Source organism: Pantoea agglomerans, assembly GCF_021397715.1.
GTDB classification, from domain to species: domain Bacteria; phylum Pseudomonadota; class Gammaproteobacteria; order Enterobacterales; family Enterobacteriaceae; genus Pantoea; species Pantoea astica.
Genome location: NZ_CP090207.1, coordinates 1,602,500 through 1,617,080 on the forward strand (window position 1 = coordinate 1,602,500; position 14,581 = coordinate 1,617,080).

Sequence of the window (14,581 nt, forward strand, 5' to 3'; positions counted from 1 at the left end):
CCGGATCGGTTCTCTTGTGTGACTTGCTTAAGGTTGACCACGGTTCTCTTTGGCAAACGATTGAAAGCCTGAGGCTCAGATAACATAAAAAGCAATAGGCAGAAACAATTAAAATATTGGCTGTTTTTGCCGATAGTTCCAGGTAAATTAATTCCGGGTTTCTATTATAATGAAAAAATATTTATCATTTACTATCCTGAGTATCTCTTTATTAAGTGGCTGCTCAGCCTTTAATTATTCCGCGCCGCTTTATAAAGACCCCGTCGGTGAAAAAAGCAATCTGGCTCGAATCCGTTTTGTTGGGAATGTAACCGGCACATCGATATCGACTAAAGAGAACAGAGAATATCAACAGTTAGTGCCGCATACTTCATTTGGTCATTATAATGACACCCGAGATATTGGTATGCCTAAGATAAGTTATCGCCAGAATGATTATAAGAATTATTATTTTGAAGTATATGCAAAACCAGGTCAGGCTATTTTCCATATTCTTACAGACAATACCGATCAGGGAAGCTGCTCAATGTCAGCGTTAGTTAATCTTGAGGCTGGAAAAGATTACGACGTGAATTTTGATGCACATGAACAGTTTACTAAATGTGTTTTCCACTTTAGTGAAATTGTAACCGATCCAGCTACAGGAGTGAAAATCCTTAAAGCTAAACCGTTTAAGAAAGAGGATTACTTTGCGACCAAATTCAATTAAATTAATCATTTATACTTTAATGTTGGCTTTACCTTTCGTGCAGGGCTGTATGTCTGGAGGCGTGCGCTCACATAATCTTCCGGAGACATTTTCTGAAAAAAAACCTCTTAGCAGTTGGTTAATTGCTGGAAAAACAACTAAACGGGAAGTCCTGAACCGTTTTGGGCCACCCAATTTTCCTGAAAACTTCAGTGAAGCCCTGAGCTGGCGCTATATCTGGAGTCAACAAAGCAGACTCGTAATAGTTCCGCTTTCGCCGAAAATACTCGGTCATGAACAAATTCTTACTTTATCTTTTACCGAGGATGGTCATCTGATTAATTATAAACTTGATGAGCAGAGTCCTCACCTTCAAAAAGGTGATGATCCTAAAGGGGTATTTTTTTAAACACCCCAACCAGAGGCGTCTCCATCATAGCAATTGACCTGCTACCCTCTACTTGATACAACGCGGACTTACTGATGTCCGCTTTTCGCTCACAGCGGACCTTCCGATTCGTTAGCTCAACCGCTGTGTGCCAAAAACGGAGATTTAAGCGTTCAGGGAACACTAATCCCCTGGGGATTTTCCATCGTTTTATAGAGTCTCAAGCAATAATTTACATTTCATATTTTGTAATTTTTTGAATATTGTCATGAGGAGCTCGTGGCTTTTTTCGAATTCACCTGTGAACAATTGTCGAGCTGTCTAATCGCAGGGACCAGGCAGGTGCCTAAAGTTGCTATGACTACTGCTATCGCTGAAACCAGAAGCACATTACTCCTGCCATAATGAATTGCCAGCGGCCCAGCGACCAGTTCACCTAAGGGAATGGCCACAAACGAACCTACAGCGTCATAGGCGTACACGCGAGCCAATTTTTCCTGAGGAATATGAGTTTGTAGTGAATGAGCCCATGAGACTCCGAATAGACCGAACGTTGCACCAGCAATAAAAAAAGCTGCAATAAGCCACGTTGCAGAAGCAGGTTGACTAAGCATAAAAATTGGCAGTGAGCATAGTGATACTAGCATTGCACCAATAAAAAGATCGCGTCGTGGACGCCATCTTAGGGCGAAGAATGAACCTGTCATAAGGCCAACGCTTTGCGCAGCAACCATAATTCCCCAATTAGCTCGCCCAAAAGAAGCATCAGCAATCACAGGGCCAAGTACCATCATGACGCCACTAAATGCTGCATTGATAATGGTGAATTGGACCACAATTGCCCATACCCAGGCTCGGCTTGTGAATTCTTCCCATCCTTCTTTTAAGTCCTGCAGGATATTACCTGATGGTGGGCATGCTTTGATTGATGTAATACGAATTAAGAAATAAAGCGGTGCAGAGGCTGCAAAACCTATCGCATCAATTGCCAGTCCCCAACCGGGTCCGACAGAACTGATTAGCATCCCACCAAGCGAAGTGCCGATAATCGTACCGCCATAAATACCAAGCTGAATTAATGCATTCGCTGCTCGCAAATTCTGCACTGGAACAGTTTGAGGGACTAGCGCTGAGGATGCAGGTAACGCGATGCCAGCTGCTGCTCCATTCAAAGTTCCAAGTAATGCCAGACTCATCACAGTTGCTGAACCGTCCAACACAGACCATGCGACAATAGCTTGTGAAACTGCCGCAATAACAGAAGAGGATACCAATACCTGGTTACGAGAGTAGCGGTCCGCTAATACGCCCCCGATCAACAAGAATAAAACGTTAAAAATTGAGCGGGACGCAACAACGAGACCTAAATCAGATACCGATCCGCCAATATCAAGCACTGCGAACGCTAATGCAATCGGTGCAATACCATTGCCCAAAACGGTAAGAAGGCGAGCAGCAAACAGATAACGAAAAGGACTGAAGTGAAAAACGCTAACTTTTTTAGTAAATGTTTTCATTGTAAAAATGGCTTCTGGATAAGAGGATTTATTTTAGAACGCCTGTCTTTTGCTAATACTTTAGCATGATCTGAGAGTTACACTGCATTATGTCGTTTAGGTAAGCAGAGAAATAACTTCCGCTCCTCACTCCTCACTCCTCACTCCTCATGGATATTGGCCTGTATGTCAGTCCGCCTCGTGCCAGGAGCTGACTTCGCGAACATCACGACACGTTAATGAAAGATATCTAAAATCACGTAGCCGGGTTTTACGGGATGTTTACAGGGTTGCCGGAGCGTTACCTTTTTACTGATGCGGCCAATTTTCACGCCACCGGTCTGCATGAGCGGGTTCACTGGACTGGGGCAAAAGCCGCCTGAATCGTGAAATGAAAGGGAAGTTTGGCAGTGCGAGTCAGGCTTTTGAGGAGTTGATCGCCGAGCCGGGAAGCGCGTACCTGATGGCGGATCGGGGGATAGCTGGAGAGGTGCAGCATGAAAGCGATATTGCTTCCTGGCTGAAAGCACTGAAGAATGACAAGCGCTATATCTTCAAGGCCGCGAGTGCAGCGTCCAAAGCGCATTATTATTCGATGGGTAAATGTTTCGGTGAGATATTTAATAACTACAAGCGCAAAAAGCCCGCTCAGGTTTCCCTGAGCGGGCTTCTCAAATTTGGCTCCTCTGACTGGGATCGCCTTTGTCAGTAACTGGCTAATAAGTAAGCTAAACCTGAATTACTAGTCTGTCAAGACCACCAGAATGACCACTATTAAACGCTGTACTGTAGATCACGTGGATGTATTGCTCTGTGAATTCACGGAGCTAAATTGATATAAAAAATTAGTCGAATATTATTAACATTATGGCCACAATGATCATTATGGCTGATTATTATGGTATGAGATTTTTAATTATGACATAGGTAGCGTTAATAAGTTCTTGCTGTTTGTTAAAACTTCCTGTTCATTATAGCTTCAATTTCACTTATAAGAAATACGCATTTCTCTAAAAAAATAGGATTAATGCATTTGTATTTATTATGAAATAATACGAAGGAAAGCAGATAAGAACGATATCCCAAGAGTTTATTTTTCAGTTGCGATGAGTAGAACTTGGCTTCAAATTTTTCTTTATTTTTTTCATATGTAAATCTTTTGAGTTTTAGGTTAAATACTTTAATGCATATATGCTTTGAAGAGCTACCTTTCTTGATTTCATATAGTGATTTATATAAGGGGTTTAATTTTGAAGACGACAACCTAATATTTCCACTGCTGTTATATTTTAAAATATTTTCAATGACATACCCACCTAAAGAAATAGCCCCTTCTTTATATAAATACTTCGACTTATTCAACTTGAATTTATTAATGGAGAGAATGGATGCAATCTCATTTATAAAAAAAGTGCTGCTTAATATGTTGTTTTCTTTTTTTGTTGAGAACAAAAGATCATCTGCATATCGTGTATAAGTAATTTTATTCTTATCACAAAATTTTTGTATTAAAATATCAATTTTTCTAAAAATAATATTAGATATTGATGGGGAAGATTTAAACCCCATTGGAATGAATGTTTTTTCGACCCCGTCTAATTCCGCAGTCAGAGTCACACTAGCCATGAATGCATCTAATAAGGATTGTTTTTCTTTTACCAAAAACTCATCGGAAAAGTATACCGAAAAAGTATCACGTACAATATTTACATCTATGCTATGAAAGAATGAAACAATGTCAAGATGACAATATTTGACATTTTGGGTATGAGGCTCTAAATAATGCAAGTATGAGCGCTCTTTCCTAAATGCAAAACTCGATGCACTTAAAGGTATATTTTTAAGTAAGAATTTTTCAATTCTGGTTTGAATAGAGTAGTGTGGGGATGAGTGAGCTAAAGAATAGAATGTTTTATTTTTGTTACTGATTATTGATACTTGATTCTTGGCAATTGGTGGTATAACTTCCCCTGCCTCGAATTCATTTTGAAATGATGTTTTAATAAAAATTTCAGTATAGAAATTTTTATCAATCTTGCTTATTTTTTCTTTCATAAAGCTTCTTCTCCGATACCAAGACCATCTTTACACCCCGTGAGGCTTAAAGCGGCCATCGCGACAATTGGCGGCGGCAAACTAGTGTTTGCAGGGGCTAGGAACGACAATCGTTCAGTGAAACTCCCCTATATCTATCGAAGAAGAAGCTTGCTCTATTATAGATATAATTTCAGGGAAAAGGAAGCGTAAATTCTCGGTTATCTTATCCGCATTTTCTTGCTCTAACTTAGCTATCGTAAAATCCAAAAAACTGGTAACCCAGCCACTAGTTTTTGTGGTATAAGGGAGTAAGAATTTAAGCTCATTGCTTTTATATTTCTTTATTGTGGCTGTAATAGATGGGCCTATTTTTTGACAACTCTTTTTCAGATTCATTTCTAAACTTATAAGTGTGGCAGTTTTCCCTCCAAAAAGAAGTCTAAATAGGGTTGTAATTTCTTTATTGTTTTTAAAATCTCCTTTAATGCTTTTTTTAATTAAAAAAAGAGCCCTTTTTTTAACCTTGAATACCAGTTTTTGCTCCACTGAATCTAATATACTTAAATGAGTTGAGAGAACAAAAGCCGAATTTAATATACTTATAGCTCCATCTTTAAGATTGTACGTTCTCATTAAGCCAGCAAACATTTTTTTAGGGTTTTCATTATTGACGTCTAGCTGGTTAAAAACGATATGACAAATCCATCTGTAAAAGTATTTTAAAGAATGCTCATTTATTAATGCACCCTCTATTGTAGTTGTCATATAATTAAGGTTAAATGATTTTAACAGTTTATTGAAATCCCTCACAAAATTTTCAATTCTAAATGTTTTGAAAAACAAGCCATCAACCGACATTTCCTTCTTAGACTTATCCGCTCTTATTATTTCCTTTGCGCTGTTAATTTTTTTTATTAAGGATGGGTTATAAAAATTTAAACTGCCTTTTCGTATTAGTTTATTAACTAGAGAAACATCACCATCCAGACTTAACATTTCATTTTTATAGTCAAACTTAATTACCTTGTCTATATCTTTAACAATTAAAAAAGGAATTGCTGCTTGAGAATAAGTTGGGTTTATATTTCTCAGCATAACATCATCACTGGCGTATATGTCAATCCTGCCTAAATCAGGATAAATTCTAGCTAACGAACTATTTTGGAAGACTTCCATTTCAGTGGAACCTTCTACGAAAAGAATATACTCACTGAAAAAAAGTCTGGCTTCATTATCGCTAAACATATTTATAAATCGCAAATCACTATATTGTGAATTTAATTTAGATATCTTTGTGGAATTTTTATTCTTTTTAGAAAAATGAAAAATCTGCTGATCTGTTGAAAAAAGTTTAATAGTTTGCTTTAAAATATTTGGTGCATGAGTACTGAAAATTAAACAAGGATAAGGTGTTGAGTATTTTCCTGATTCCTTTTCGAGAACGATTTTTTTATATCTATTATAAGTTGTGTGAATTGTTGTAATAAATTGCTCGCCAAGTTTTGGATGTAGTCCTATCTCGGGTTCGTCTATATATATGGTAGGTGTTATGAACTCGGTTCGTGATAACGAAATGAGCAGCTTAATAATTGTTTCAATATATTTATGTGAATTTGTTCCATCAGACTGATGAAGGATATCTTCACCTGAGTTCGTGAAAATATGACCTTTCAATGCTATCTTAATATAATTAATTACTTTCTCTTTATAGGTGTATGGTTTTGTGTCAATTACATCAGTAATGCGAGTGATGTATTTTTTGTAGTCGCCATCTCGAGATGAAATATTTTCATCTAAAAATTTCAGGATTTCATCTTCGCTTATTTTTTGAAAGTTGAAGGAATTAATGCTACTTATTATTCTCCATATGTCTTCCCAGTTGTATAAATCCATTCTACGTGTGTCTATATAAAAAAAAGGGAAGATAATTTTAATTAGGGATAAAAGTTTTTTATCTTTCGTAGACCATGATATTGAGTCATCATTTGATATTGTAAGTGTTAAGGAATATTCGCTATTTTGTTTTTTTCTTTCGGGTGCGAAAAGTGCGGTGAATTTATTTTTATTTGGTTCTTTAAAAAGAGTGTTGTATATATGTTTATGAAATCGAGAGTTATTATTAGTGCTGGTTACTATTTTCTTTATCCGGGTTGTATCATATGTAATTGTTATTATTCCAGAGGGCGTGTAATTCGAATTTAGAGTAAGAGGAATGCTCCGTTGCTCGTCTAATTTTTCATAAAAGTATTTAAATACTTTTAAAAGATTTGATTTTCCAGAGTTATTTCTACCTATAATTAAATTAAAATCTTCAAAGCTATCAATATATACGTCATCAAAGGAGAGTATGTTTTTAATTCGTATGCTTTTTATTCCCATAAGTAATATCCCTGCGGTATTATCATGCATAAGTGTATAAGTATTAACTTAATTGATTTTTGAAATAATAATTCAGTTAATAGGTGAATAGAACCCCTTCTGTTATAAATAAGTCTTATTAGCAAGAGAGGGAGAGATTTTTACGTTAGATATAACAACTAATTTTTATATAAGTACGCTACCGCCCATAGGCCTTATTGCTAATGGCCATGAACATAATAATAGTTAACTTTATTATTTTACCATATTATCGCTAATAATTTCAACCGAATTTTTAATATATATTGGATTGTATATATAACTCCGATAGTATCTTTGTGGTTGTTCTACATAATTACTAAAAAAAGCAAAACTTCAAAGTGAAAAGTTTTTTATTTTATTATTATCTATAAAGGATGAACAAAACTATAAGACCATTTTGAATTTACTATAGTACATTTTTGGGGGCTCCGTATCATTGAGATATTATTAAATATGGTCGAATTACGATGTTAATCCAAAAATAAATTTTAATGATGGCGGTGTATGTTTCTAATAACCAATCGCTCTATGATATTACTTCTGTTTGTCGCTAAAAGCAGGCTAACATCTTAGATCTGAACTAACACCTCTTAATCCTACTACAACCTATTTCACCACAGCGGAGCAAGGGGCACCATGTCCAGCTATACAGAGGCAGATTTTTTCTCCTGTGTGCTTTCCATTTTCCATATCAGCTTCTGGTAAATCGTGGATTGCCCCCACGATAGTAGATATTTCCTGCCCTCATAACTGGACCTGTTCGAAGGCCTTCGGGATGAAATGGCTTAGATGGCTGTGGTGCCGTTCCAGGTTGTAGAAGACTTCAATGTAATCGAGTATATCAGCGCATACAGCACCAGCTCTCATAAAAATGTTGGTTTTATTGCCAGCCCTTCACGTTGTGGACATAGAGGTCGATAACCGACTCTTTAACGTGTCACTGCATCCCGCTACATTACATAGATACTTGAGACGGGCAGAATGATCTGGCCCAGAGCTTCGCCAACACTGAAAATCCAAGATCTGCATTATGAGGAAAAGTCACTCCCCATCTAATAGGCTGTCGCCCAGAGGCGGACGGACCAGCCGGCATTTTATCTGGATGAAGCCGATATCGATCTGAATCCGAAAATTGGCGCAGACTGGATGCGCAAAGGATAACAGAAGCGTATTACGACGCCGGGACAGAACCAAATACATTATGTGGCGGTATGATGCATTCGGATATGAGGCAAGTCCATTACGTCGGTGGCGTACCGCGCCGACACGTGCAGAAAGGCCTTAAACTCGACCAAAAAAATTTATCCTTAAAAAATAGTGGAAAATGGCTCATCAGTGCTATTTCATAATAAACTGCCAAGGAAAAAAGAGAGAATAAGATATGCCACACGCTATTATGCCTTGGGCTCAAATTGCACCTAACTATCATCGGAATACGATATTGTTGGGTAATGGTGCAAGCATTGCTGTTTCACCGTACCTTGACTACGGTTCTCTACTGGCTTACGCCCACAGGGCAGGTCTGCTTACACATGATGTGAATCGACTCTTCCAATTTTTCAGAACATCCGATTTCGAGATGATTCTTCGGCTAGTTTGGCAGGCATCCAACGTAAACAGATCACTTCAAATACCAGACAATCGCACACATCAAGCCTACCTGAATGTCAGAAATTGTTTGATTCAGGCCGTTCGTGATGTACACCCTGAATATGAGCAAGTTAGCGATAAATTGCCTAATATGTACCAGTTCCTCAAAGGGTTCGATACCGTTTTATCGTTGAATTACGACTTGTTGATCTACTGGACGATGACCTATGGATTCGACATCCAAGATGGTCATTTATTCAAGGATTGTTTCTTGTGGAACGGCATCTTCGACGATGCTTGGTGGAGATTTCGTGATACTTTTAGAGAGCGTACTAACACCTTGGTTTTCTACCCGCATGGAAGCTTGGCCCTGTGCAGAAATGTTGTGGAGCAGGAGTTCAAGATCCACAACGCTGGAGAAGGCTTGCTGGAGGCAATTCTTGAAGAGTGGCGCAGCGAGCAAGCGGTGCCGCTGTTTGTTAGCGAAGGAACGATGCAGCAGAAAGTATCTTCTATCCAGAATAGCTACTATCTGTCCACCGTGTACCGGGAGGTACTAACGTCGCAGCGACCCTCCTTAACGATACTTGGTTGGGGGCTTGGAGAACATGACCGGCATATTCTCAAGCGGATGCGCGGAACCGGCATCCAACGTGTAGCGGTTTCCGTTCATCGTTGGAATCAGGTCTATTGCAACCATGCGTATCAGGTTATTCAGGACGATCTAGGGCCTGTTCGTGTTGATTTTTTTGACAGCGAAAGTCCTGGATGTTGGGTTCATCCGGTGCTGCCAATTTTGCCCCGATTTTAGACAACTCGCAGGATTAACGTGGTTGCTTGAGCGAGGACTGCTACGGAGATTGAAACTGGGCGCGGCGAATCACAACATCGCCCGTTTTTTTTAAAGCCACCCCGTGGGCAATCTGACATCGGGCCGGATGTGTCGGGATACGGAAAACTGGCTAAGCCTGTCAGGGATAAGCGAATAGCAAATCTGGAGCAACCAGACCCGCGAAGGGGAGGTACATATACTATTCGATAAAAAACGCTGGATCGTCACCAAGTCATTGGTGCCTTCCCATTTGTATACTCATTTATTGTGCAGGGTCCGCTATAAAAGGGAACAAACCGTAACGGCCATGATGCGGATTCTTGCCAAACATAAGAGACTGCTCACGCTTCATGATTGCATCAGGCGGGTCGGTGTTCTCAACAACGATGACTTGGGTGTCCTCAGGCAGCGCTTCAAGGTACGCGTAAAACTGATCTTTAAGGTCAGTACCGGTCAAATCATATTCTGTTCCATCTGGCTCTCTGTATGCCAGCAATGGAGAATCGAGTACAACGAATCCCGTGTGTGGTGTGTGGCGCTCACGGCAGAAAGCAAGCAGCCCGAGGGTGAAAGCTGCATGCGTAATGGCGCGAAGGCCCTTACCAAAAGCACTACGCGACTTTCCAGCAATTACAAGATCTCGAGACTTGGAATCGAAGTACACATCCCCAACCTCTGGGAAGTGCCAACCAGTCAATATGCCTTCAACAGTCTTAGCAAAACTATGGGCTACAGTGCTTGAGAGATCTGCGTTAGCAACCCCCCCAGCCTTCTCGTCTTCAGTGCCCTTTTCAAGATCAGCCCGACGGCGTTCCATGTCTTGAACAGTGGCATAGAGTGCCAACGCTTCGCGTACCTCGGCCCGCTTGTCGGCAAAGTCTGAATAGGACTTGCGAAGGGTCGAGAGCTTGGGAGCGAGGAATTCTTCAACTGACTCCGAAATCGACTCCAGTTCTCGAACAACAGTGGGTATTCTGCGATCAAAGTTGGCGCCTTCGCGCTCAAGGCTTTGGACGGTAGCTACAAGTTCCGTGCGCAAAACTTCGATCTTGGCAATCTCCACACGTGCAGCCTGAACGACGGCATCAGTATCTCCATTACACCCAGTATCGGGGGGATGATGATCGGGGGCCGCTCCGCAAAGAGGACAATGCCCGGCACTCAGTACGCTAAAGAGCGTCCCGCCTTCTTCAATGGCACGTAGCCTTTCAATATCGGACAAGTAGTGTCTATCAAGCAGCCTGAATCGCTCAAGCATCGCACTTACCTGTGCACGTCGCTCTCGGCTTTCTTCCAGTTTTTTGCGTAATTCTCGTCGCTTCCCGGCAGCCTCCTGAAACTCATCTTCGGTGGTGTTTACCTGGGCCGCCTGTTGACGAAGTGAGGTGTTGATCTTCTCTAGCTGCTCCTCGAGTTCCTTCGGACTCTTTGTCAACTCCTTGAGCCGGTCACCATAGTCTTCAAGAAGCTGATCGAGAAGACGCAATTGTGCCTTGCGCGATAACTCTTCCGGCTCACTCTTATTACTGGTGGCGACCAATGCGGAGTCGTCTGCTCCGGTTAAAAGTAACTTGAATGTGGCTAAGTTCGGCGTGTTGGCGGTGGGATTGCCATCAATAAGCGGTGAGCTTTGTTGTGTAATCTCCGTCTCATCGACGATCATCAAACGCGCAATGTTGCGAAAGCTTAAGCTGAGGGTTTCGTTCCGGGAGTTTTTGCGAACACGCTTGCCACCAAGGCTACATAGATCCAGCAAGAATGATGAAAGGTTCGTATTGTTCTTATCGCTGTGTTTTTCGTCAAGCTGCGTATACGGAATTTCGTTTGTTGGTGGCGCCTGGTGCAAGTCTTCGTAGAGCCGAAAACCACCGCCATCTATGCTGCGCCAGAGTGTAAATGACTTCCCATCAAGGGTTTCAAGCCCCAATAGAACAAGGTCGTAGCCAACGCGCTCAGGGATATCACGCAGAGGCGGCTTTCCACCGAGCATGAAGTCGATGGCTTCGACAATGAAAGATTTTCCAGTGTTTGATGCGCCGTAAATGACATTGAGGCCAGCACCGAAGGTCACTGTAGCGGGTGGCTTTTGTGGCCCAAAAAAACCGAGAAAGCGCAAGCGTAAGCCGGGAGTTACTGCCGTCATGCATCACCTCCTAAGCTTTGCTCAATGCTCTGAAACTGTTCGACCCATTTATCGAAGAAACGGCGCATCATGGCTTTGAACTGTTCATCCGTCAGATCACCAATGGTTTCGACAAGCCATACAGCGCGATCCTTCAGTGACAGCAAATAGTTGGAAGATACTGATGACAGGAACGTTGCAGCATTTTCACCCGCGCCGTACTTGATTCCCTCGGATGTGACTTCGCGCTCAACTAGGTCACGGGTCATCATCAGAAGCAGTGATTGCTCAACTAACTTGCGGCGCACGAGCAATTCAGCAGAGCGCATTGGCGTCGGTGGGTGCAAATTGTCTGGTCCACCAATATCGCCCGTGTGAACAAGAAGGTAGTCAAAGGCCACAAGCCGCTGGAGGTCGTAGGTTTGCGGATAGGCAGCACCCAGAATCGAGACCGCACGGATACCTGCCTCAAGTGGGCTATTGAAGGTAATTGGCTTATGTTCTTGGCTCATGATCGTGTCCACCGAAGGCGCTCTTCGTTCACAAGTTGGTGGCAGATTCCGTCTCTATCCTTGGGGTTAGTACAAATGATGAGGGCGTTTGCCGTAATTTGCATGTCGCGGGCAGCCTTGGTGACAGCGCAGACCTTTTCGTAACCGTCAGCATGGTTCCCGTCGTGTGTATCAATAACGCCATCATGAATATCATCCAGCAAAGCTTCGAACGTGCCTGGCGGGACACTATCACGTGCGAAGACGCGCAGTGACTCAGCCTCATAGAACGCTTCGCGCTGGCGACGGAAATGATCCTTGAGTTTCGTCACGGGCAAGGCCGAAGGGTCAGTCACTATTGTTCCTGTGTGTTCGCTGTATGCGCCGAACAACTGCGTCACATAGCGACTCTCGGTGGCGGCAACTTCTTGGGGCGGCTTTTCAGATGCAGGCCGCGTTGGTAGTCCACCACCAAAGCGCGCTGTGTGAACCGGCGTGGCTCTGTGATCGTCAACAAGCTGAAGCGCAGTCTTGGCGTCGAAGATGGTAAAATCGAATGAGTCTACATAGGCACGGAGCTTCGCGTCGAGTAACACTTCTTGTGTGCTAGTGATTGCATCTTTCACATGCTTATCCCAGTTAGCTAACAATTCCTCACGCAACTTCGTGCCATTCGAAAATAGGCGGCTAAGCGACGTACCAGCACCTCGTGGCGAAACAAAGTAGTAGCGACGAGGGACCGTATATTCACCTTTGTACGAGTACCAGATGATCTTCCCGAACTCAACCCAAACATCACTAGGCCTGATGGCATTGCCGTAGTGCTTGCATTGGAAATTGTCCCAAACCCCCAGCAGGCGTTCATCGCCAACGAACCCGGCGACATCAATACCCATATCGCCAGCACCAGAGAAACGCAGGACGTGTTCATACTTCGTCGTGAGGCAGTAATAAGCCCATTCCTCGACGAATCCCTCCCACTCGTCTGGTGAGTAGGTCAGTAGCCTTTGCTGCGGTGGAATAATGGGGCCGTTCGCCACCTGAGCTGCCGTAACAGCGGTTGCTGGGCTCGGCGGCTTATTGATGTCCATCCAACTCGCCGTCATAACGCACCTTGTGCTTGGCTATCGTGTGGGCAGAAGTACGGGTTTTTGTGTATCTGCGCAGCCTGGACTTTCTTTGTGAAGAACTCTGAAAGGTCGGCTTGCTGCTCAAGCAGACGGACGATCTCATGAAGCGTCGATAGGACTACAACTTTGTGTTGCAGAAATTCACGTGCCGTAAGAATGGCTGGTTCTGTATAGTCACTGGCAGAAATGAAGATACCTCGAACCTCGGCACGCGACATGAGGCGAACAAGATGCTCTGAAATCTCAGGCTTACCCACTGGATTGCGATACCACTTCATTTCAACGAAATACAGAACACCACCGAGTTCAATGATCCCATCAATCTGCTCTACGATCCCTTCACCAGTCTCACCAACCAAATGAAAGGATTTACGAATGAGAACACCGTAGGCTTGAAAAAGATTGTTGAGAGCCGTCTCCAGCAATTTTCCGCGTTCGTGTGCAGTTGCAGTAGTGCCAAACAATATATATAAACCCTGCTTGGCATTCTCGATTCTCTCAGTACGATCACGTTTTTCTGCTGCGATTCGCTGTGACTCAGTGAGGCGAATTTGCCGTTCTTCTTCGCGGGCATTGTTCATGCGTGTGAAAGCGTCTTTTTGGTTGACGACTTCGCGGATACTGGCGACTAGACCCTTGGCCTTAAGTTGGTCTGCGGCCCAGCACGAATCAAAGTTCGCAAAGTCCACCACGCGCCGCAGTACCTCGCGCCGTTCACGGACAGCGTGTTCCCCCTTCGCGTTGAGGCGTTCAAGCACCGTGCGAACCATCTGGTACTTGTTGACGTCCTTTGGTTCAGCCCTCAAGTGAGCTGCAATGTCATAAGTTATGTTGTAAGGTACTCCTGCGCCCCGGAAGAAAATAAGCACATCCTGTTTCGAGCGATTGAGCAACGGCACAACATCCACCAGGAGGTTGAACAACTCCGGTGGATAGTGGAATATGATGTCTGAGGGTTCATCAGTCATGCGCTACTTCCCCCTCCAAATACACTCATCAATGTAAGCAATGGATTTGTTCCCTTTCGTCATAAAGCTTCCCTGTTCAGGCTTCATATGCTTGTTAATCTTATAACCGTAAACCGTTGGGCCAGTAAGGAGCGATCTGATAGCCATTCCTGATTCAGCTTCGACAAGCTCCAAATCGTACAGTGCCTACAAGTGCATTCAGAACTGCGGGTAATCGCTGAACCAATGAACAAGCCGTAGTGCTGAGTCGCTGGTAATACCGCGTTTGCCGTTGATGATCTGGGTGATCCTATTGGCTGGGACGTCAATTTGGCGCGCTAGCTCAATTGGTAACATACCAACAGCTTCAAGCCGTTGGGTGAGAACTTCACTTGGATGATGGGCTGCTGCGGTCATATTGCGCCACAAAATGGAAAGGCTATCACACAAACGGTAAGGT

At 42.9% G+C, this 14,581-nt stretch carries 10 protein-coding genes and 2 pseudogenes; 5 read left to right on the plus strand and 7 right to left on the minus strand.

All coding sequences use genetic code 11. From position 1 onward, the window contains the following. The first annotated feature begins 169 nt into the window (after window positions 1-169). A complete protein-coding gene (locus tag LZU96_RS07485) occupies window positions 170-709 on the plus strand; it encodes a hypothetical protein (RefSeq protein WP_233987707.1) in 540 nt (179 codons plus the stop codon). A gap of 49 nt (window positions 710-758) precedes the next feature. Next, on the plus strand, window positions 759-1,097 hold the full coding sequence (locus LZU96_RS07490; protein ID WP_233987708.1) for a hypothetical protein: 339 nt from the start codon (window positions 759-761) through the stop codon (window positions 1,095-1,097). Between the two features lie 245 nt (window positions 1,098-1,342). Here the strand turns inward: LZU96_RS07490 and LZU96_RS07495 are convergent, their stop codons facing one another. Then, window positions 1,343-2,593: an MFS transporter gene (locus tag LZU96_RS07495; protein ID WP_233987709.1), complete on the minus strand. Its 1,251-nt coding sequence runs from the start codon at window positions 2,591-2,593 to the stop codon at window positions 1,343-1,345. 269 nt (window positions 2,594-2,862) lie between these two features. On the opposite strand from LZU96_RS07495, the pseudogene LZU96_RS07500 reads away from it, so the two are divergent. Beyond that, window positions 2,863-3,176: pseudogene (locus LZU96_RS07500) on the plus strand (zincin-like metallopeptidase domain-containing protein); the annotation flags it as partial. A gap of 350 nt (window positions 3,177-3,526) precedes the next feature. Here the strand turns inward: LZU96_RS07500 and LZU96_RS07505 are convergent. Beyond that, window positions 3,527-4,627, minus strand: a complete 1,101-nt coding sequence (locus tag LZU96_RS07505; protein WP_233987710.1) for a reverse transcriptase domain-containing protein — start codon at window positions 4,625-4,627, stop codon at window positions 3,527-3,529. A 114-nt stretch (window positions 4,628-4,741) separates the two neighbouring features. Further along, window positions 4,742-6,988 (minus strand): retron Eco8 family effector endonuclease, encoded by a 2,247-nt coding sequence (locus LZU96_RS07510; RefSeq protein ID WP_233987711.1) that lies wholly within the window; start codon window positions 6,986-6,988, stop codon window positions 4,742-4,744. A gap of 934 nt (window positions 6,989-7,922) precedes the next feature. On the opposite strand from LZU96_RS07510, the pseudogene LZU96_RS07515 reads away from it, so the two are divergent. Then, a pseudogene (locus LZU96_RS07515) lies at window positions 7,923-8,262 on the plus strand (IS630 family transposase); the annotation flags it as partial. A 128-nt stretch (window positions 8,263-8,390) separates the two neighbouring features. Further along, window positions 8,391-9,410: a DUF4917 family protein gene (locus LZU96_RS07520; RefSeq protein ID WP_233987712.1), complete on the plus strand. Its 1,020-nt coding sequence runs from the start codon at window positions 8,391-8,393 to the stop codon at window positions 9,408-9,410. Window positions 9,411-9,693: 283 nt separating this feature from the next. Here the strand turns inward: LZU96_RS07520 and LZU96_RS07525 are convergent, their stop codons facing one another. Genes LZU96_RS07525 through LZU96_RS07540 form a run of 4 tightly spaced genes read right to left on the minus strand, consistent with a single transcriptional unit; the run spans window position 9,694 to window position 14,142 of the window. Further along, window positions 9,694-11,574: an ATP-binding protein gene (locus LZU96_RS07525; protein ID WP_233987713.1), complete on the minus strand. Its 1,881-nt coding sequence runs from the start codon at window positions 11,572-11,574 to the stop codon at window positions 9,694-9,696. Beyond that, on the minus strand, window positions 11,571-12,065 hold the full coding sequence (locus LZU96_RS07530; RefSeq protein WP_000076577.1) for an ABC-three component system middle component 2: 495 nt from the start codon (window positions 12,063-12,065) through the stop codon (window positions 11,571-11,573). The genes LZU96_RS07525 and LZU96_RS07530 overlap by 4 nt, the downstream gene beginning before the upstream one ends. Next, on the minus strand, window positions 12,062-13,150 hold the full coding sequence (locus LZU96_RS07535) for an ABC-three component system protein (RefSeq protein ID WP_233987714.1): 1,089 nt from the start codon (window positions 13,148-13,150) through the stop codon (window positions 12,062-12,064). Before LZU96_RS07535 ends, LZU96_RS07530 begins: the two co-directional genes overlap by 4 nt. Further along, window positions 13,147-14,142 carry a restriction endonuclease gene (locus tag LZU96_RS07540; RefSeq protein WP_233987715.1) on the minus strand — a complete coding sequence of 332 codons (996 nt, stop codon included), beginning with the start codon at window positions 14,140-14,142 and terminating at the stop codon, window positions 13,147-13,149. Before LZU96_RS07540 ends, LZU96_RS07535 begins: the two co-directional genes overlap by 4 nt. Window positions 14,143-14,581: the final 439 nt, after the last annotated feature.

Coding starts and splice junctions, on each gene's coding strand:
- LZU96_RS07495 (WP_233987709.1), bottom strand. CDS start 2,593: ATGAAAACATTTACTAAAAAAGTTAGCGTTTTTCACTTCAGTCCTTTT.
- LZU96_RS07490 (WP_233987708.1), top strand. CDS start 759: ATGTCTGGAGGCGTGCGCTCACATAATCTTCCGGAGACATTTTCTGAA.
- LZU96_RS07510 (WP_233987711.1), bottom strand. CDS start 6,988: ATGGGAATAAAAAGCATACGAATTAAAAACATACTCTCCTTTGATGAC.
- LZU96_RS07485 (WP_233987707.1), top strand. CDS start 170: ATGAAAAAATATTTATCATTTACTATCCTGAGTATCTCTTTATTAAGT.
- LZU96_RS07505 (WP_233987710.1), bottom strand. CDS start 4,627: ATGAAAGAAAAAATAAGCAAGATTGATAAAAATTTCTATACTGAAATT.
- LZU96_RS07540 (WP_233987715.1), bottom strand. CDS start 14,142: ATGACTGATGAACCCTCAGACATCATATTCCACTATCCACCGGAGTTG.
- LZU96_RS07535 (WP_233987714.1), bottom strand. CDS start 13,150: ATGACGGCGAGTTGGATGGACATCAATAAGCCGCCGAGCCCAGCAACC.
- LZU96_RS07525 (WP_233987713.1), bottom strand. CDS start 11,574: ATGACGGCAGTAACTCCCGGCTTACGCTTGCGCTTTCTCGGTTTTTTT.
- LZU96_RS07520 (WP_233987712.1), top strand. CDS start 8,391: ATGCCACACGCTATTATGCCTTGGGCTCAAATTGCACCTAACTATCAT.
- LZU96_RS07530 (WP_000076577.1), bottom strand. CDS start 12,065: ATGAGCCAAGAACATAAGCCAATTACCTTCAATAGCCCACTTGAGGCA.